This is a genomic window from Variovorax sp. Varisp36 (assembly GCF_047304235.1).
In the GTDB taxonomy this organism is placed as follows: domain Bacteria; phylum Pseudomonadota; class Gammaproteobacteria; order Burkholderiales; family Burkholderiaceae_C; genus Variovorax.
Genome location: NZ_JBGLYU010000040.1, coordinates 37604 through 56487, shown reverse-complemented (window position 1 = coordinate 56487; position 18884 = coordinate 37604). Strand labels below are relative to the sequence as shown.

Annotated in this window: 19 protein-coding genes; 8 read left to right on the top strand and 11 right to left on the bottom strand. The window is 68.0% G+C overall.

Annotated elements, in window-relative coordinates:
• Positions 1-35: 35 nt before the first annotated feature.
• From ACCD11_RS21380 to ACCD11_RS21350, 7 genes are all read right to left on the bottom strand, one after another.
• Positions 36-398 (bottom strand): 6-carboxytetrahydropterin synthase, encoded by a 363-nt coding sequence (locus ACCD11_RS21380; protein WP_413315381.1) that lies wholly within the window; start codon positions 396-398, stop codon positions 36-38.
• Between the two features lie 44 nt (positions 399-442).
• Positions 443-1081 (bottom strand): 7-carboxy-7-deazaguanine synthase, encoded by a 639-nt coding sequence (gene queE / locus ACCD11_RS21375; RefSeq protein ID WP_413315378.1) that lies wholly within the window; start codon positions 1079-1081, stop codon positions 443-445.
• Complete coding sequence (panC, locus tag ACCD11_RS21370) at positions 1078-1920, bottom strand: pantoate--beta-alanine ligase (RefSeq protein WP_007837590.1); 843 nt, start codon at positions 1918-1920, stop codon at positions 1078-1080. Before panC ends, queE begins: the two co-directional genes overlap by 4 nt.
• 10 nt (positions 1921-1930) lie before the next feature.
• Positions 1931-2827: a 3-methyl-2-oxobutanoate hydroxymethyltransferase gene (panB, locus tag ACCD11_RS21365; protein ID WP_413315377.1), complete on the bottom strand. Its 897-nt coding sequence runs from the start codon at positions 2825-2827 to the stop codon at positions 1931-1933.
• A gap of 73 nt (positions 2828-2900) precedes the next feature.
• Positions 2901-4472, bottom strand: a complete 1572-nt coding sequence (gene nadB, locus ACCD11_RS21360; RefSeq protein WP_413315380.1) for an L-aspartate oxidase — start codon at positions 4470-4472, stop codon at positions 2901-2903.
• A 42-nt stretch (positions 4473-4514) separates the two neighbouring features.
• Positions 4515-5351 carry a segregation and condensation protein A gene (locus tag ACCD11_RS21355; RefSeq protein ID WP_007837595.1) on the bottom strand — a complete coding sequence of 279 codons (837 nt, stop codon included), beginning with the start codon at positions 5349-5351 and terminating at the stop codon, positions 4515-4517.
• A 76-nt stretch (positions 5352-5427) separates the two neighbouring features.
• On the bottom strand, positions 5428-5634 hold the full coding sequence (locus tag ACCD11_RS21350) for a DUF3460 family protein (protein WP_007837597.1): 207 nt from the start codon (positions 5632-5634) through the stop codon (positions 5428-5430).
• Between the two features lie 69 nt (positions 5635-5703).
• Here ACCD11_RS21350 and ACCD11_RS21345 point away from each other — a divergent pair, with 69 nt between their 5' ends.
• Positions 5704-6177 (top strand): outer membrane protein assembly factor BamE, encoded by a 474-nt coding sequence (locus ACCD11_RS21345; protein WP_413315376.1) that lies wholly within the window; start codon positions 5704-5706, stop codon positions 6175-6177.
• Positions 6178-6180: 3 nt separating this feature from the next.
• On the opposite strand, the gene ACCD11_RS21340 is transcribed toward ACCD11_RS21345, so the two are convergent.
• The gene (locus tag ACCD11_RS21340) at positions 6181-7860 is read right to left on the bottom strand and encodes a SulP family inorganic anion transporter (RefSeq protein WP_413315375.1); all 1680 of its coding nucleotides are present in this window, start codon (positions 7858-7860) and stop codon (positions 6181-6183) included.
• Between the two features lie 122 nt (positions 7861-7982).
• Here ACCD11_RS21340 and ACCD11_RS21335 point away from each other — a divergent pair, with 122 nt between their 5' ends.
• Entirely contained in the window at positions 7983-9695 is a 1713-nt protein-coding gene (locus ACCD11_RS21335) for an enoyl-CoA hydratase-related protein (RefSeq protein WP_413315374.1), read from the top strand.
• 15 nt (positions 9696-9710) lie between these two features.
• Here ACCD11_RS21335 and ACCD11_RS21330 read toward each other — a convergent pair whose 3' ends face one another.
• Entirely contained in the window at positions 9711-9917 is a 207-nt protein-coding gene (locus tag ACCD11_RS21330) for a hypothetical protein (RefSeq protein ID WP_007837614.1), read from the bottom strand.
• 16 nt (positions 9918-9933) lie between these two features.
• Positions 9934-12024 (bottom strand): methionine--tRNA ligase, encoded by a 2091-nt coding sequence (gene metG / locus ACCD11_RS21325; protein ID WP_413315373.1) that lies wholly within the window; start codon positions 12022-12024, stop codon positions 9934-9936.
• A gap of 226 nt (positions 12025-12250) precedes the next feature.
• Here metG and ACCD11_RS21320 point away from each other — a divergent pair, with 226 nt between their 5' ends.
• The 4 genes from ACCD11_RS21320 (at position 12251) to ACCD11_RS21305 (ending at position 15212) form a co-directional block, all read left to right on the top strand.
• Complete coding sequence (locus ACCD11_RS21320; RefSeq protein ID WP_413315372.1) at positions 12251-12610, top strand: DUF4180 domain-containing protein; 360 nt, start codon at positions 12251-12253, stop codon at positions 12608-12610.
• A gap of 114 nt (positions 12611-12724) precedes the next feature.
• Entirely contained in the window at positions 12725-13756 is a 1032-nt protein-coding gene (locus ACCD11_RS21315) for an isocitrate/isopropylmalate dehydrogenase family protein (RefSeq protein ID WP_413315371.1), read from the top strand.
• A gap of 28 nt (positions 13757-13784) precedes the next feature.
• Positions 13785-14483, top strand: a complete 699-nt coding sequence (locus ACCD11_RS21310; RefSeq protein ID WP_413315370.1) for a phosphodiester glycosidase family protein — start codon at positions 13785-13787, stop codon at positions 14481-14483.
• A 48-nt stretch (positions 14484-14531) separates the two neighbouring features.
• The gene (locus ACCD11_RS21305; RefSeq protein ID WP_413315369.1) at positions 14532-15212 is read left to right on the top strand and encodes a YceH family protein; all 681 of its coding nucleotides are present in this window, start codon (positions 14532-14534) and stop codon (positions 15210-15212) included.
• Positions 15213-15242: 30 nt separating this feature from the next.
• On the opposite strand, the gene ACCD11_RS21300 is transcribed toward ACCD11_RS21305, so the two are convergent.
• Positions 15243-16448, bottom strand: coding sequence for a patatin-like phospholipase family protein (locus tag ACCD11_RS21300; RefSeq protein WP_042674176.1), 1206 nt, complete (start codon positions 16446-16448; stop codon positions 15243-15245).
• 181 nt (positions 16449-16629) lie between these two features.
• Between ACCD11_RS21300 and apbC the strand changes: the two genes are divergently transcribed.
• Together apbC and ACCD11_RS21290 are read left to right on the top strand one after the other, a co-directional pair.
• Complete coding sequence (gene apbC / locus ACCD11_RS21295) at positions 16630-17721, top strand: iron-sulfur cluster carrier protein ApbC (RefSeq protein ID WP_056593872.1); 1092 nt, start codon at positions 16630-16632, stop codon at positions 17719-17721.
• A gap of 209 nt (positions 17722-17930) precedes the next feature.
• Positions 17931-18875 (top strand): LysR substrate-binding domain-containing protein, encoded by a 945-nt coding sequence (locus tag ACCD11_RS21290; protein WP_413315368.1) that lies wholly within the window; start codon positions 17931-17933, stop codon positions 18873-18875.
• Positions 18876-18884: the final 9 nt, after the last annotated feature.

Genomic DNA, 18884 nt, shown 5'->3' with positions numbered 1-18884 from the left:
ACCCCCGCCCTCCCCCAGCGGGGGAGGGATAAAACCTAGAAATCCACGGTGCAGGAATCGCCCATCGCCTCCCGCCACACCTTCACCCGCGCCAGCGATGGCCGCAAGTCCGGCAGCGCATCCGCGATGAACACGCACAGGTTCTCCAGCGTCGGCGGATGCAGCCCCGGCACGTCGTCCAGCAGGTGATGGTCCAGCAGCTCGCGCACCTCTTCCAGCCGCCGGCGCAGCAACCCCAGGTCGATCACCATCCCCGTCACCGGATCGCGTTCGCCCGCGAGCCAGACCTCCGCGTGGTACGTGTGGCCGTGGATACGGCGGCTGCCTTCGATTTCGATCTCGCGCTTCAGCGTGTGGGCGGCGTCGAAGAAAAAGCGTTGGCTGATGGTGAAGCGCATCGTCAAGAAAAAAGAAACTCTGAAAGGGAAAAAGTGCCGCCGTCTCAGCGGATGCCAGTGATCTTGTGCGTCTGAACGCTGAGCCGCCACACGGGCTGCTTCATGCATTCGGCAATGCAAAGCTCGGTGTTCGCGATCCGGTCGGGCCCGTCCATCGGCTGCAGGAAACGGTGCGTGAACTCGCCCGTGCGCGCCATCGTGTCTAGGTCGAAGTCGGTCTGCGGCCATACCAGCTTCAGCTCCTGGCCGCGCTGCTGCACCCACGGCGCGCCGGCCTTGGGGCTGATGCACAGCCAGTCGATGCCCTCGGGCGCCTCGACCGTGCCGTTGCTCTCGACTGCGATGCGGAAGCGCCGCGCGTGCAGCGCGTCGACCAGCGCCGTATCGACCTGCAGCAGCGGCTCGCCGCCGGTCAGCACCACGAGGCGATGCTCGGCGTCGTTTGCCGGCCATTGCGCGGCGATGGTGTCAGCGAGCTGCCCGGCATTCTTGAACTTGCCGCCCAGCGTGCCGTCGGTGCCCACGAAGTCGGTGTCGCAGAAACGGCAGATGGCCGAGGCTCGATCTTCCTCGCGGCCGGTCCAGAGATTGCAGCCCGCAAAGCGGCAGAACACGGCCGGCATGCCGGCCTGGCCGCCTTCGCCTTGCAGGGTGTAGAAGATTTCCTTGACGCTGTAAGTCATAAGGCGGAGGGAGCTTCGATCTCCAGGTTGTCGATCAGCCGCGTGGTGCCCAGGCGCGCGGCGGCCAGCGCCACGAGCGGTTCGCCGACGGCAGGTGCTTGCAGGTCGGCGCGGCGCCGCAGCACCAGGTAGTCCGGCTGCCAGCCGCGCTGCGTGAGCGTTTGCATGGCCCGCGCTTCGATCGCGGCAAGGTCGCGTTCGCCTGATCGCACCGCCTCGGCCATGGCCTTCAGCGCCTTCGACAGCTGAACCGCTTCCGCGCGCTCGTCCATGCTCAGGTAGCCGTTGCGCGACGACAGTGCGAGCCCGTCATCTGCGCGGAATGTCTCGCCGCCCACGATCTCGATGGGCAGCGCGAACTGCCGCACCATGTGGCGGATCATCATCAGCTGCTGGTAGTCCTTCTTGCCGAACACGGCCACGCGCGGCTGTACGCACTGAAAGAGCTTCATCACCACCGTGCACACGCCGATGAAGAAGCCGGGGCGAAAGTGCCCTTCGAGGATGTCGGCCAGGGCAGGGTCGGGGTGCACCTTGCAGGTCTGCGGTTCGGGGTAGAGCGCCTTTTCGTCGGGCGCGAACAGCACGTCGCAGCCGGCGGCGCGCAGCTTCTCGCAGTCGCTGTCCCAGGTGCGCGGGTAGGTGTCGAAGTCTTCGTGCGGCAGGAACTGCAGGCGGTTCACGAAGATGCTCGCCACCGTCACGTCGCCCAGCGGTTTCGCCTGCTTCACCAGGGCCAGGTGGCCGTCGTGCAGGTTGCCCATGGTGGGAACGAAGGCGGGGCGCTTGAAGGCGGCGAGGTGGTCGCGCAGTTCGGCGATGGTGTGTGCGATGTACATGAGCGGTTCCTTACCAGGCGTGGAGTCGGTCGTCGGGGAAGCTGCCGTCCTTGACGGCCTGCACATAGGCCTTGAGCGCGGGCAGCACGCCCGGCGCGTCGGCCATGAAGTTGCGCACGAACTTCGGCATCTTGCCGAGGTTGATGCCCAGCATGTCGTGCAACACCAGCACCTGGCCGGCGGTGGCCTTGCCGGCGCCGATGCCGATGGTGGCGCAGTGCTGCAGCCCGGCCGTGAGTTCGGCGGCCAGCGCGGCCGGCACCATCTCCAGCACCAGCATCGCGGCGCCCGCGTCCTGCAGCGCATGGGCCTGCTGCTTCAGCAGTGCGCCGGCGGCGTCGCCCTTGCCCTGCACGCGGTAGCCACCCAGCGCATGCACCGTCTGCGGCGTCAGGCCGAGGTGCGCGCACACCGGGATGCCGCGCTCGACCAGGAAGCGCACAGTCTCGGTCGTCCAGCCGCCGCCTTCCAGCTTGACCATGTGCGCGCCGGCCTGCATCAGCACCGTGGCGCTGCGCAGCGCCTGTTCGCGCGACTCCTGGTAGCTGCCGAAGGGCAGGTCGGCAATCAGCCAGGCCGTGCCCTGCACGCGGCGCAGGCCGCGCGAGACGCTGTCGGTGTGATAGCGCATGGTGTCCAGGCTCACGCCCACCGTGCTGTTCAGGCCCTGGCAGACCATGCCGAGCGAATCGCCGACCAGCAGGCAGTCGATGCCCGCGGCGTCGGCCATCGCTGCGAAGGTGGCGTCATAGGCAGTGAGCATCGCGATCTTCTCGCCGCGCGCATGCATGTCGGCCAGGCGCGGCAGGCTCACGGGCTTGCGCGAGGCGAGCGGGGAGGCTGGTGGCAGCGTGCCGTAGGGCGAGGACGGTGGTGTCTCGGGTGCGGGGGGTGTGATGTTCGACATGGTTGGGTTTCTCCCTGCGGGCGTCGGTGGCCGGGCATCCTTGAGTGAAGAAGACAACGAAGCGGTGGGTCGGTCAGTCGGCCGGCGGCACCAGCACCGTGGGCGCGGTGGGCTCGGCGAGCGAGGGGTAGTCGCGGCTGAAATGCAGGCCCCGGCTCTCGTGGCGGGCCTGCGCGGAGCGCACGATCAGCTCGGCCACCTGCACCAGGTTGCGCAGTTCGAGCAGGTCGCGCGTGACGTGGAAGTTCGCGTAGAACTCCTGGATCTCGGCCTGCAGCAGCGCGATGCGGTGGCTCGCGCGCTCCAGGCGCTTGTTGGTGCGCACGATGCTGACGTAGTCCCACATGAAGCGGCGCAGCTCGTCCCAGTTGTGCGAGATGACCACGGCTTCGTCGGCATCGGTGACGCGGCTCTCGTCCCAGGCGGGCAGCTCGGCTCGTTCGCGCGCCGGAGCCGCGGCAATGGCGCCGGCCGCCGCGCGCGCGAACACCATGCACTCGACCAGCGAGTTGCTCGCGAGGCGGTTGGCGCCGTGCAGGCCGGTGCAGGCGGTCTCGCCGATGGCGTAGAGACCCGGGACGTCGGTGCGCCCGCTCAGGTCGCTGAGCACGCCGCCGCAGGTGTAATGCGCAGCCGGCACTACGGGTATGGGCTCGCGCGTGATGTCGATGCCCAGCTCCAGGCAGCGCGCCAGGATGTTGGGGAAGTGTTCCTTGAGGAAGGCGGCTGGCTGGTGCGAGATGTCGAGGTAAACGCAGTCCAGGCCGTGCTTCTTCATCTCGAAGTCGATGGCGCGGGCCACCACGTCGCGCGGCGCGAGTTCGGCGCGCTCATCGTGCTTCGGCATGAAGCGCGTGCCATCGGGCAGCTTGAGCAGCCCGCCTTCGCCGCGCACCGCCTCGCTTATCAGGAAGGATTTGGCGTGCGGGTGGTACAGGCAGGTCGGGTGGAACTGGATGAACTCCATGTTCGACACCCGGCAGCCCGCGCGCCACGCGGCGGCAATGCCGTCGCCGGTGGCGGTGTCGGGGTTGGTGGTGTACAGGTACACCTTGCCCGCGCCGCCCGTGGCCAGGATGGTGTGCGGCGCGCGGAAGGCCAGCACCTCGTCGGCTTCGTCGTCCAGCGCGTACAGCCCCTGGCACGACGGATCGTCCAGGCCGAGCTTGGTGCCGGTGACGAGGTCGACCAGCGTGTGGTGCTCGAACAGCGTGATGTTGGGCGTGCGGCGCACGCGCTCGATCAGCACCTGCTGCACGGCCGCGCCGGTGGCGTCGGTCACGTGCACGATGCGGCGCTGGCTGTGGCCGCCTTCGCGCGTCAGGTGCAGGTCGCCGCCTTCTTCCGAGAACGGCACGCCGAGTTCGCGCAGCCAGCCGATGGCCTCGGGCGCATGCTCGACCACGAAGCGCGTGGCCCCGGGATCGCACAGGCCGGCGCCGGCCACCAGCGTGTCTTCGATGTGCGCGTCGAAGGTGTCGCCGGCCGCCAGCACGGCCGCGATGCCGCCCTGCGCCCAGGCGCTGGAGCCGTCGTTCAGCGCGCGCTTGGTCAGCACGGCCACGCGATGCGTGGGGGCCAGGTGCAGCGCGGCCGAGAGGCCGGCAAGGCCGCTGCCGACGATGAGGACGTCGAAATCGCGCACGGCGGAAGTCACTGGGGTCACTGGGTATAGGGACCGGTTGGGTCAGGCTGGCGAATAGGCCAATCTGACGTAGATGGGGGCGAAGGCTTCCGCCTGCGTGATGTCGATCAGCGTCTCCTTCGCGAGCTCGAGCATCGCGATGAAGGTGACGATCAGCACCGGCGTGCCGCGCGACACGTCGAACAGCTTCTCGAACTCCACGAAGCGCTGCCCCTGCAGGTGGCGCAGCACGATGCTCATGTGCTCGCGCACGTTGAGCTCTTCGCGCGAGATCTTGTGGTGCTGCACGAGCTTGGCGCGCTTCATGATGTCGGCCCAGGCGTCGCGCAGCTCGACCACGTCCACGTCGGGGAAGCGCGGCTTCAGCGATTGTTCGATGTAGACCTGTGCCTTCCAGAAGTCGCGGCCGTAGGTCGGCATGGCGCTGATGGCGGCGGCCTGCAGCTTGGTCTGTTCGTACTCGAGCAGGCGGCGCACGAGTTCGGCGCGCGGGTCTTCGGCCTCCTCGCCGTCTGCCACCTTCTTGGGCGGCAGCAGCATGCGCGACTTGATCTCGATCAGCATCGCGGCCATCAGCAGATACTCGGCCGCGAGTTCGAGGTTCGTCTGGCGGATCTCGTCGACGTAGCTCAGGTACTGGCGCGTGAGCCCCGCCATCGGGATGTCGAGGATGTTGAAGTTCTGCTTGCGGATCAGGTAGAGCAGCAAGTCCAGCGGGCCTTCGAAGGCCTCCAGGAACACCTGCAACGCCTCGGGCGGGATGTACAGGTCCTTCGGCATCGCGAACAGCGGCTCGCCATAGAGCCTCGCGAGCGCGACCTGGTCGACCACGTCGGGCATGGCGACCACCAGCGTGCCGTTGTCCTCGTCTTCGCTCATCGGCTGGTCACTATTGTTTTAATAGCGACCGACGCAATGCGGACGGGCATTTGCTGCCAATTCGGCATCAAGAAGATTACTTGGATTGCGTCTGGTAGACGTAGGGCTGCATCGGCACGCGGGCTTCGCTGTACTCCTCGAGCAGGCCGCGGTCGAGGTGCTTGTCCCAGAGAAGGGCGCGGCCGGCGCGCTGTTCGGCCTCCAGCGTCGGCTTCTTTTCCTTCATCTCCTCGATGAAGTTCGTGATCTCGGAGGTGTAGTGGGGGCGGCGGAAGATGGACATAGACTGGACCTTTATGGCGCGAATTTTACCGGGGACGGCATGAAGCAACGGCAAGGGTGGCGGATCGGCATGGCAACAGGGTTTCTGGCGGCGGTCATCGGGCTCGCGGCATGCGACCCGAAGAACATCAGCGAGCTCGAAGAGGGCGTCTCCACCGAGGCCGACGTGCGGGCCCGGTTCGGCGAGCCCGAGAACATCTGGGACGCGCCGAACGGCCGCGTCCTCGAATACAACCGCCAGCCGCAGGGCCAGAAGAACTACATGATCACCATCGGCGCCGACGGCAAGATGAGTGCGCTGCGCCAGGTGCTCACGCAACAGAACTTCGCCAAGGTGCAGCCCGGGATGATGATGGAAGACCTGCGCAAGCTGCTCGGCAAGCCCGCCAAGGTCACGCCCTATGCGCTCAAGCGCGAGACCGAATGGGAATGGCGCTGGGTGCAGCCGCCGAACTCGGCCATGGTCTTCACTGCCACGCTGAACGACGACCAGCGCGTGGTGCGCAGCGGCTCCTCGCCCGACCGCGGCACCGAGGCGCCGTAGCGTTCAGGCGCCGTGGCCCGCGCCGGGCCGGCTGGTCGTCAGTTCCTCGGCGAAACCCGAGCGCTCCAGCACCTCGAGCGGCTGCGGCTGCAGCGACTCGATGCGCAACTGTCCGTCGCGCGCCAGCACCGCACGGTGCAGCTGCCGCAGCGCATCGACGCCCGTGGCATCGATGTAGATCAGGTGCGTGGCGTCCAGCACCAGCGTCATGCCACGCGGCGCGCGCTCGGCGGCGTTCACCGCCTCGTCGAGCTTCGCGGCTGCACCGAAGAACATCGCGCCGTAGAGGCGGTAGGTGATCACCGGCGGCTGCAGCGTCACCAGCTCGACGCCGAACAGCCCGCTCATGCGCCGGATGAAGAGCGCGCAGGCCAGCACGATGCCTGCCTGCACCGCCACCGTCAGGTCGAACACCACGGTGAGAAAGAAGGTGCCGAGCATCAGCAGCCGGTAGTGCCGGCTGAAATGCCGCAGCTGGGTGGGCGTGAACTCACGCCATTCGCCCATGTTCAGTCCCACGAACACCAGGATGCCTGCCAGCACCGCGAGCGGCACGTGGCGCGCCAGCGGCGCGGCCAGCAGCACCACGACGAGCAGCGTGATCGCATGCACGATGCCCGCGATCGGCGAGGTGCCGCCCGAGCGGATGTTCGTCACGGTGCGCGCGATGGTGCCGGTGGCCGGCATGCCGCCGAAGAAGGGCGTGACGACGTTCGCAATGCCCTGCGCCATCAGCTCCTGGTTGGGGTCGTGGCGCGGCTGGCCGCTGAGCTGGTCCGACACGCGTGCGCACAGCAGCGACTCGATGGCGCCGAGCAGCGCGATGGTGAGCGTGGGCGTCACGAGTTGCTTCACCGTTTCCCACGAGAAGTCGGGCAATGCGAAGCCCGGCACGCCTTCGGGAATGCCGCCGAAGCGCGTGCCGATGGTTTCCACCGGCAGCGCGAAGCCCCATGACACCAGCGTCAGCGTGACCAGCGCCACGATGGGCCCTGGCATGCGTGCACCCACCTGCACGGCGCGCGTGCGCGCCACCCGGCCCGCGACGCGCAGTACCGCGGTGCCCACCTTCGAGTCGCCGCTCAGCAGCAGCGGCCACAGCGCCAGCCCGGCCACGCAGGCGATGCCGAGCGCGAAGGCATAGGGGTTGAAGGTGCCGATCTGCAGCGCCATCGCGTGCAGCTGGGAGAACACGTCGGCCGGCATCTTCGCCACTGTCAGCCCGAGCAGGTCCTTCAGCTGCGACAGCAGGATCAGCACCGCGATGCCGTTGGTGAAGCCCACCACGATCGACAGCGGCACGAAGCGCACCAGCCGCCCGAGCCCGAACAGCCCCGCCATGAACAACAGCACGCCTGCGCAGGCGGTCGAGATCAGCAGGTTCGCCACGCCGTAGCGCTCGACGATGCCGTAGACGATCACGATGAACGCCCCCGCCGGCCCGCCGATCTGCACCGCCGAGCCGCCCAGCAGCGAGATCAGGAAGCCCGCGATGATCGCCGTCCAGATGCCGGCTTCGGGCTTCAGCCCCGAGGCGATGGCGAAGGCCATGGCCAGCGGCAGCGCCACGATGCCGACCGTGGCGCCCGCGCCCAGGTCCTTGAAGAAGCGCTCGCGGTTGTACCCCGCGAGCGAGTCCATCAGGCGGGGGCGGAAACGGGTGAGGTTCAGCGGGGATTGCATGGGATGCCCATTGTGGACTGCTGGCCCCATGCGAACTTTCGATCAACTTATCCAATGAGAAAGATGCAGATACATTTTTGACATTCATTGACATTTCGTCGCCGACATTACCGAGGCCCTCGATGCACATCCTGCTTGTCGCAAGCGCGTTCAACAGCCTGACGCAACGGGTTCTTGCCGAACTCCAGGATCGTGGCCATACCGTGGGAGTGGAGCTGGCCCTCGGCAATGACGATGCCTTGCGCGAAGCCGTGCGGGATCATTCGCCGCAGCTCATCGTGGCGCCGATGCTGACCACCGCGATCCCCGAGGATGTCTGGACCGGCCACACCTGCCTGATCGTGCATCCCGGGCCGCCGGGCGACCGGGGCCCCTCGTCGCTCGACTGGACGCTGCAGGACGGCGCGCAAAGCTGGGGTGTCACCGTGCTCGAAGCCGTGGCCGAGATGGACGCGGGCGATGTCTGGGCCTGGTCGCCGCTCAAGGTGCCGCCGCTGGCCGGCAAGAGCGACTTCTACCGTGGCGAGGTCGCCGATGCCGCGCTCGACGCGGTGTTGCTCGCGGTGGAGCGCTTTGCCTCCGGCAAGTACAAGCCCCGGAAGCAGAAGGCCGCCGCCCTGTCCGCCGGTTGGCGGCCCTTCATGAAGCAGGCGCAGCGCCGCATCGACTGGGCGGCCGATCCGACCGAAGTGGTGCTGCGCCAGCTGCGCGCGGCCGATTCGCAGCCCGGCGTGCTCGACGAACTGCTGGGCGTGCAGTGGTATCTGCACGGCGGCCATCCCGAGGACGAGCTGCGCGGCAGGCCCGGCGAGCTGATCGCCACCCGCGCCGGGGCCATCTGCCGCGCCACCGTCGACGGCGCTGTGTGGATCGCGCAACTGCGGCCCTGGCGCGAGCCGGGCTCGCGGCTGCCCGGCTTCAAGCTGCCGGCCGCGCAGGCGCTCGGAGACCTGCTGCCTGCGGAAGTGCCCGAGGTGCCGGCGCCGCTGCAGTTGCCGGCCGCGCGCCGCACCTGGTCCGACATCCGCTACAGCGAGCACGGTACGGTCGGTATGCTGAACTTCTCGTTTGCCGGTGGCGCGATGAGCACCGTGCATTGCCGGCGGCTGTTGGAGGCCTACCGCTTCGCGCTGACCCGGCCGACCTCGGTGCTGGTGCTGGGCGGGCTGCGCGACTTCTTCTCCAACGGCATCCATCTCAACGTGATCGAGGCGGCCGACGATCCTGCCGAAGAGTCGTGGGCCAACATCCACGCGATGAACGATTTGGTCGAAGCGGTGCTGACCACCACCGACAGGCTCACCGTGTCCGCGCTCGGCGGCAATGCGGCGGCCGGCGGCGTGATGCTCGCGCTGGCGGCCGACGAGGTGTGGTGCCGCGATGGCGCCGTGCTCAATCCGCACTACAAGCTGATGGGCCTCCATGGCTCCGAATACTGGACCTACATCCTGCCGCGCCGCGTGGGCGAGAGCGAGGCGCAGCGGCTCACGCAGTCGGCGCTGCCGGTGAGCGCGAAGCGCGCGGTCGAGCTCGGCATGGCGCAGCGCGTGCTGCAGGCCGCGCCGGAGGAGCTGGGCGACGAGGTGGTCCGCATGGCGGCGCAGCTGGCCGCCTCGCCGGTTCTGGCCGAGCGCATCGCGCAGAAGAAGGCGGTTCGCGCGCAGGACGAGTCGGTGAAGCCGCTGCAGAAGTACCGCGACGAAGAGCTGACGCACATGCGCCGCAATTTCTTCGATGCCCGCGAGCCGCATGCGGGGCTGAGGTCAGCCTTCGTGCGCAAGGAAAAGGCGCCGCGCACGCCGCCCCACCTGGCCCGGCTGGGCCTGGCGGACTGACTGAGTTGCCGCTGCCTACTCGCTGTCGGGAATCACCGCATCGGCCGCCGCGCCCACGGCCTTGCCGGTGATGCGCGCGGTGCCGATGGCCGCGTCGGCGGCGAGGCCCACCGCGCCGGCGCCCACGCTCACTGCGGTGCTCGCCACCGACACCACGGCGCAGCCGCTCAACAGGGCGGAAAGCGAGAGCAGCAGAAGGGCGCGATGCAGCAGCGTGGCCATGCGATGTCCCTTGCGATCAGCGAACCCGCATGCCCGGCGTTGCGCCCGGCCACGGTTCCAGCACGTGGATGCCCGGATGGGCCTTCTCGTCGCCGTGGCTGGCGGCCAGCACCATGCCTTCGCTGATGCCGAACTTCATCTTGCGCGGTGCCAGGTTGGCGACCAGCACGGTGAGCTTGCCCACGAGCTGCTCGGGCTGATAGGCGGAAGCAATGCCGCTGAACACGTTGCGCGTCTTTCCCTCGCCCGCGTCGAGCGTCAGGCGCAGCAGCTTGGTCGAGCCCTCGACCTTCTCGCAGGCGACGATCTTCGCGATGCGCAGGTCGATCTTGGCGAAGTCGTCGATGGTGATGGTGGGCGCGATGGCTTCACCGCCCGGCAGTGCGCCTTCCGAGGAGGCGGCGGCCGGTGCGGGTTCGGGCGCGTCGAACAGCTTGTCGACCACCTTGGCGTCGGCACGCTGCATCAGGTGCTTGTACTCGCCGATGGCGTGGCCCGCCGCCAGCGACTGCGCGGCATCCGCCCAGGCCAGCGGCGAGATCTTCAGGAAGGCTTCGACGTTCACGGCCAGCGCCGGCAGCACCGGCTTCAGGTACAGCGTGAGCAGGCGGAAGGCTTCGATGCAGACCGTGCACACGTCGTGCAGCCGTGCCTCGGCGCCTTCCTTCTTGGCCAGCTCCCAGGGCTTGTTCTGGTCGACGTACTCGTTCACCTTGTCGGCCAGCGCCATCACCTCGCGCAGCGCGCGGGCGTAGTCGCGGCCGTCGTACAGCGAATGCAGCTGCGGCGCCGCATCGCGCAGCGCGAACAGCAGCGCGTCGCCGTCGGCCGACACCTCGCCCAGCTGGCCGCCGAAGCGCTTGCCGATGAAGCCGGCCGCGCGGCTCGCGATGTTGATGTACTTGCCCACGAGGTCGCTGTTGACGCGCGCGACGAAATCCTCGGGGTTGAAGTCGATGTCCTCGTTGCGGCCATTGAGCTTGGCCGCGATGTAGTAGCGCAGCCATTCGGGGTCGAGCCCGATCGACAGGTACCTCAGCGGGTCGATGCCCGTGCCGCGGCTCTTGCTCATCTTCTCGCCGCTCACCGTCAGGTGGCCGTGCACGTACACGGCATCGGGCGCCTTGCGGCCGCTGAAGTGCAGCATCGCGGGCCAGAACAGCGTGTGGAAGGTAATGATGTCCTTGCCGATGAAATGCACCTGCTCCAGGTCGGGGTCGGCCATGTACTCGGTGTACGAGATGCCGTCGCCGCCGAGCTCGATGCAGCGCTTGTCGAGCAGGTTCTTCAGCGACGCCAGGTAGCCCACGGGCGCGTCCAACCATACGTAGAAGTACTTGCCCGGCGCATCGGGGATTTCGATGCCGAAGTAGGGCGCGTCGCGGCTGATGTCCCAGTCGCCGAGGCCGCCCTTGCCTTCGTCGTCCTTGTAGAGCCACTCGCGGATCTTGTTCTGCACCTCGCTCTGAACGTGGCCGGCAGCGGCAGTCCATTCCTTCAGGTAGGCCTCGCAGCGCGGGTCCGACAGCTTGAAGAAGAAGTGATCGGAGCTGCGCAGCTCGGGCTTGGCGCCCGACAGTGCCGAGTAGGGGTTGATCAGCTCGGTGGGCGCGTACACGGCGCCGCACACCTCGCAGTTGTCGCCGTACTGGTCCTTCGAATGGCAGTTGGGGCACTCGCCCTTGATGAAGCGGTCGGCCAGGAACATGCCCTTTTCGGGGTCGTAGAACTGCTCCACGCTCTTGGTCTCGATGAGGCCGTTGGCGCGCAGGTCGCGGTAGATGTCCTGCGCGAGCTGGTGGTTCTCGGGCGCGTCGGTCGAGTGCCAGTTGTCGAACGAGATGAAGTAGCCGTCGAGGTAGGGCTTGCGGCCCGCGGCGATCTCGGCCACGAAGGCCTGCGGCGTCACGCCGGCCTTGTCGGCCGCGATGGTGATGGCCGCGCCGTGGGCGTCGTCGGCACAGACGAAGTTGACCTCGGCGCCGTTCATCCGCTGGTTCCGCACCCAGATGTCGGCCTGGATGTACTCCATCATGTGGCCGATGTGGAACTTGCCGTTGGCATACGGCAGGGCGGTGGTGACGAAGAGCTTGCGCGGGGCGGACATCGGGGAGGGCGCTTTCGGGAGTGACTCGGAGGTGAGAGGCGGACGGGGAACCGGGCATTTTAGGTGGCCGCGTGCGCCCCGCGTCCGGCCGGGTGTTTGGTGGCAGCATCGCCCCATTCGCCTGCAACCACCGCGACGCCAGGGAAATCGATCAGAACTGGGCGCCCGCGAGAATCCGGCCGTCCACCCCATGGCCCCCAAGCCACTGAAATCCCTGAGGCCCCTGATGCCCTTGAATGCCATCCGCCACCAGATCGGTCCCTTCGTCGTCCTCGAATGGACGTCGCCGCTGCAGAACGTGGGCGAGGCCACGGACCTGGTGGGCGCCTGCATGTCGCACGACACCGACCGCCTGCTGCTCGATGTGGGCGCGCTCCCGCCCGCATTCTTCGAGCTTCGGACGCGTTTCGCGGGCGAGTTCCTCCAGAAGCTGCAGACCTACCGGCTGCGAACCGCGGTGGTGATGTCGCCGCTCGCCGATCACGGCGCACGCTTCGAGGAATACCTGCGGGAAGCCCGGCGCGGGCACTTCTGCCGGTTCTTCACCTCGCGTGACGAGGCGCTTGCGTGGCTGGCCCGCGAATGACCCTTTCGGCCGATTCTGGCGCCTCGCCGGCGCAAGGGGCCGGCGTTATTCTTCCGCCTTCGCGCCGCATTGGCCGCGACTCCTCACTCACCTGACCTCACAAGGGCGCTTCCCATGACCACCCCCATTCCCGCAACCCTCATCCCCGGTGATGGCATCGGCCCCGAAATTGTCGACGCCACGTTGGCCGCGCTCGACGCGCTGAAGGTCCCCTTCGCCTGGGACACCCAGATCGCCGGCCTGGGCGGCGTCAAGGCCTCGGGCGATCCGCTGCCGCAAGCCACGCTCGACAGCATCCGCCGCACCCGCCTCGCCCTGAAGGGCCCGCTGGAGACGCCGTCGGGCGGCGGCTACCGCTCGTCGAACGTGCGGCTGCGCGAAGAGTTCCAGCTGTATGCCAACCTGCGCCCGGCGCGCACCATCATTCCCGGCGGCCGCTTCGACAAGATCGACCTGGTGGTTGTGCGCGAGAACCTCGAAGGCCTCTACATCGGCCACGAGCACTACGTGCCCATCGACGGCGACCCGCACGCCGTGGCCATGGCCACCGGCATCAACACTCGCCAGGGCAGCCGCCGCCTGCTGGAGTACGCCTTCGACACCGCCGTGGCAACGGGCCGCAAGAAGGTCACGATCGTGCACAAGGCCAACATCATGAAGGCGCTTACCGGTATCTTCCTGGAGACCGGCCTCGACCTCTACGAGAAGAAATACAAGGGCAGGTTCGAGCTCGACACGGTCATCATCGACGCCTGCGCGATGAAGCTGGTGCTCAACCCCTGGCAGTTCGACATGCTGGTCACCACCAACCTGTTCGGCGACATCCTGTCCGACCTCGTGGCGGGCCTGGTCGGCGGCCTGGGCATGGCGCCCGGCGCCAACATCGGCACCGACGCCGCGATCTTCGAGGCGGTGCACGGCTCCGCGCCCGACATCGCCGGCAAGGGCATCGCCAACCCGACCGCGCTGCTGCTGGCCGCCGCGCTGATGCTCGACCACGTGAAGCTGCCCGAGCTGGCCACGCGCCTGCGCAAGGCCATCGACGAGACGCTGAACATCGACAAGGTGCGCACGGGCGACCTGGGCGGTACGGCGGGCACGGCGGCGTTCACCAAGGCGCTGGTCAGCCGCATCAACGGCGGTTGAGCGGCGCAGGCAGGGCTCGCAGGGCTGCATGAGAAAGCTTCTGCTGCTCCTGGCGGCCCTGCTGTTCGCAGGCCTCGCGGCGGCCGACCCGCGCTTCACCGTGGTGAAGGTCGACCTGCGCACCGAGCGGCTCGAGCTGTTCCTGCGCGACGACGCAGGCGTGCCGTTCAAGCGCTTCGACCGGCTCGATGCCTGGCTGAAGGAGCGCCACCGGCAACTGGACTTCGCGGTGAACGCCGGCATGTACCACGAGGACTTTTCCCCGGTCGGCCTGCTTGTACGTGACGGCCGCGAAGAAGCGCCGCTCAACCTGGCGGATGGCGTGGGCAACTTCTTCCTCAAGCCCAACGGTGTGTTCCTCGTCTCGGACGCGGGGCCGCGGGTGGTCGAATCGTCGGAATATCCGGCGCTGGCCAAGGGCGTGCGCCTCGCGACGCAGTCGGGTCCGCTGCTGCTGCGCCATGGGGTCGTGCATCCCGCCTTCATTCCCCATTCCGATTCGCGCAAGATCCGCAACGGCGTCGGCGTGATCGGCCACACGGCCATCTTCGTCATCAGCGAAAAGCCGGTGAATTTCCACGAGTTCGCGCTGTACTTTCGCGACGTGCTCCACTGCCGCGATGCGCTGTACCTCGATGGCACGGTCTCGGCCCTGCATTCGGCTGCGCTGCACCGGAGCGACTTCGTGCGGGAGCTGGGGCCTATGCTCGGCATCGCGTCGCCTTGAGTGCGGTTGCCGCCCTTCGCGTTTTCACCATCGATCCTTGCCCGAGCCATGTCCACCCCATCGCTGCCCGTCCTGTCCCTCCTCGAAACCCGCGTGCTCGGCGTGCTCGCCGAAAAGCAGCGCACCGTGCCCGACAGCTACCCGCTTACGCTCAATTCGCTGGTGTCGGGCTGCAACCAGAAGACCAGCCGCAACCCGGTGCTCGAACTCACAGAGTCGCAGGTGCAGGCCGCCATCGACAGCCTGAAGGGCTACAGCCTCGTCGCGGAAACCAGCGGCGGGCGTGCCTTCCGCTACGAGCACAACGTCGACCGCGTGCTGCGCATTCCGTCGCAGTCGGTCATCCTGCTCACCGTGCTGATGTTGCGCGGGCCGCAGACGGCGGGCGAACTGCGCATCGCCTGCGACCGCATGCACAACTTCGCCGACATCTCGTCGGTCGAAGGCTTCCTCGACGAACTGGCGGAGCGTCCGGCCGGTGCGCTGGTGGTGAAGCTGGCACGCCTGCCCGGCGCGCGAGAAAGCCGCTGGGCGCATCTGCTGAGCGGTGCGCCGGCGGAAGAGGTGGCGGGGCCGGCGTCCGAGGCATCGCACGCCGGTCACGATGTGTCGCTCGGCGAGGTCGCGGCGCTGAAGGCCAATGTGGCGCGGCTCGAAGCCGAAGTGGCATCGCTGAGGGCGCTGCTGGGGCGGGTGTGTTCCGAACTGGGCATTTCCGAAGGGGGCTGAGCGCGCCCGCCCGACGGCCGGGAAGCGGGCTCACGTCGCGGCGAGCGTCTCCCACCCGAAGAACCGGAGCACTTCGTCGCGCTGCCGCATCGCATCTGCGCGTCCGAGCGCCATCAGGTCGCGCGTGTACGCCGAGTCGAACAGCAGGTAGCTCGCCAGAGCGCCGCCCTTCACGTCGGCCGCCACCTTCGAGCCGCCCAACAGGTGCCGCACCGCGCCCGGCAGGGCATCGACATGGCGTGCCGCGATCACGTCGAGCCGTTCCGACGGCGAGATCACCAGCAGGTCGAGCGGGCGCAGCGTGCTCGCCGCGCGCGCCTCTTCGGGAACCAGCCCCAGCGTGTGGTTGATGCGGCGCAGCCGCTCGATGTCGACTGCCAGCGCATCGAGAAAGATGCTCGACAGCGCATGGCCCGCGATCTGCGCCATCGTTGGATAGCCGCTGTGGGTGTTGGGCGCCGTGGTGTCGCGCGGCTCGTGCATGCGGCCCGCGCCGATCACCACGATGCGCTGCGCGCCGAGGTGGATCGCTGCCGCGATGGGCGCCGACTGGCGCATCGAACCGTCGCCGAAGTACTCGATGTGGCCTTGCATCGGCAGGGCCGTGGCCGGAAACACGAAGGGAATGGCCGACGATGCCAGCAGGTGCGCATGCGTGATGCGGTCGCGCACCGACAGGCGCTGCGACCGCACCCACGGCTCCATCGGCACGGCAGCCTCGAAGAAGGTGACGTGCTCGCCCGAGCTGTAGCTCGACGCGGTCACGGCCAGCGCCTGCAGGTGGCCGTCCTTCATGAGCTGCGGCAGCCGCTCGAGCGGCACCATGCGCTGCAGAAGCTCGGCAAGCGGCGCGTTGTCGAGCAGCGACTTCGGCTTGATGCGCATCCAGTTGGCCGCGAAGCGCCCGAACCCGAGCAGCATGCGCCAGCGCGTGCCGCTGCCGATCACCGAGAGCGAATCGGCGCGGTACACCTGCTCGGCGCGGAACCGGCTCCAGACCTCGGCGATGTTCGCCACCACCTGGTCGAAGTCGTCGGCGCCGCAGGCCAGCGCGGCCGCGTTGATGGCGCCGGCGGAGGTGCCGGTGATGACGTCGAAGGGATTGCCGGTGCCGGTGGCCGCCGGTCCGGCCGCGCGGCGGATGTCGGCAATGGCTTCGAGCACGCCGACCTGGTAGGCGGCCCGGGCGCCGCCCCCGGTGAGCAGGAGGCCGGTGGCGGGACTGGTCTCTGTCATTTTGTCGTTGCCATGAGCCATTGAAAGCAGACCTGGATTCCCCGTTTTCTTGCGGAACACCGCGGAACCGGCTTTGCCGGGCCGCTGGTGTTGCCCCCGGTAGGGGGCGGGAGAAGCGACACGAAGTGCGCGAAGCCTGGGGGCGAGCCACTAGACTACCGGCCATTCAGGAGTTTGATCAATGGCACTCACCCCAGAAGGGCTCATGGACGCGCTCAAGGCCGTCGCGGACCCTAACACCGGCAAGGAATTCGCGGCGAGCCGGTCGCTCAAGAACCTGCAGATAGCGGAGGGCGACGTCTCGTTCGACCTCGAACTCGGTTATCCGGCGAAGAGCCAGCACGCGGCCATCCGAAAGGCGCTGGTGGCGGCCGCCAAGACGGTACCGGGCGTGGAGAACGTGTCGGTCAACGTCGTCACCAAGGTCATCAGCCATGCGGTGCAGCGCGGCGTGCAGTTGATGCCCAACGTCAAGAACATCGTCGCGGTGGCCTCGGGCAAGGGGGGCGTGGGCAAAAGCACCACGGCGGCCAACCTGGCGCTGGCGCTGGCGTCCGAGGGAGCCACGGTCGGCCTGCTCGACGCCGACATCTACGGCCCGAGCCAGCCCATGATGATGGGCATCGAGGGCCGCCCCGAAAGCGCCGACGGCAAGACCATGGAGCCCATGGAGCGCCACGGCGTGCAGGTGATGTCCATCGGCTTCCTGGTCGACCCCGACCAGGCCATGGTCTGGCGCGGCCCCATGGCCACGCAGGCGCTGGAGCAGCTGCTGCGCCAGACCAACTGGAAAGACCTCGACTACCTCATCGTCGACATGCCCCCGGGCACCGGCGACATCCAGCTCACGCTCAGCCAGCGCGTGCCGATGACGGGCGCGGTGATCGTCACCACGCCGCAGGACATCGCGCTGCTCGACGCGAAGAAGGGCATCAAGATGTTCGAGAAGGTCGGCGTGCCGATCCTCGGCATCGTCGAGAACATGGCGGTGCACATCTGCTCGAACTGCGGCCATGCGGAGCACATCTTCGGCGCGGACGGCGGCAGGAAGATGGCGGCCGAATACCAGATGGAATACCTGGGCGCATTGCCGTTGGACATCAAGATCCGCCTGCAGGCCGACAGCGGCGCGCCCACCGTGGTGTCCGATCCGGACGGCGACGTGGCCGGCATCTACAAGGCCGTTGCACGCCGCGTGGCCGTGGGCATCGCCGAGAAGGCGAAGGATTTTTCCTCCAAGTTTCCGACGATCTCGATCAGCAAGAACACCTGAGGGATGAAGCCCTGCTTTCCGATTGGGTGCGTTGTGCGTGATGTGCGTCGTTGTTCGGGGCGCGATCACGCCGACGGGGTGCCTTGCTCCGCGAATGTCCCCCGGCCTGCGGCCTCCTCCTTTATTTCGCTGCGGGAGCCACCCGGTGCCCTTGGCATGCACCCCGAACACAAGCACCCCGCGACACGACACGCGCCGGAGCCACAGGCATGAACCTGCTCGCCTCGATGCGCTACCTGGTGGCGCTCAACGAGCACAAGCACTTCGGCCGCGCCGCGCAGGCCTGCCACATCACGCAGCCGGCGCTGTCGAACGCGCTGCGCGCGCTCGAAACCGAGTTCGGCGTGGTCATCGTCAAGCGTGCACGCGTCTATGTCGGCCTCACACACGAAGGCGAGCGCGTGCTGGCCACGGCGCAGCGCATGCTGCGCGACAACGAAGTGCTGCTGCAGGAGTTGCGCAGCGATGTGGACAATCCGCACGGTCGCCTGCGCATGGCCGCGGTGCCTACCGCCATTCCGATGCTCTCGCGCTTCGCCGCCATGCTGAACCAGCGGCATCCGGGCATCCTGCCGGTCGTGCTGTCGATGAGCTCGCAGGAACTGGAGACGGGGCTCGAAAGCCTTTCGATCGACCTTGCGCTCGGCTACACGGAGCGCATGCACCTGCCGGGCATCAAGCTCACGGCCTGGCCGCAGAGCGTCGAGCACTACTTCCTCCTGCGGCGCGCCGAAACGCCCTCTGTGGACGAACTGCGCATCGGCCAACCCATCACCTGGGCCGAGGCCGGAAAGCTGCCGCTGTGCCTGCTCACGACCGACATGCACAACCGCGCCATCATGGACCAGGCGCTGCGCGAAGCCGGCGTTCCGGTGGCGCCCGCCATCGAGACCAACTCCGTGCTCGCGCTCGCGCTCGCGGTCAGCGCGGGCACGGTCAGCAGCGTGCTTCCGGGCGCCATGGTCGCGGCCGTGCGCAGCCATCGCGAGCTGGAGGCGCTGCCGCTGGTGGCGCCCGAAGTGCTCACGCCGATAGGCTTCATGACGCAGGACGGTGTGCGCTCCTCGCGCGCGCTCGAAGCCGCGCTGGCCTTCCTGCAAACCCCCGAGTGGCGTGAGCAGGTGCGTATCCACAGCGGGGCGCTCGGCGACTGAGCACCGGCC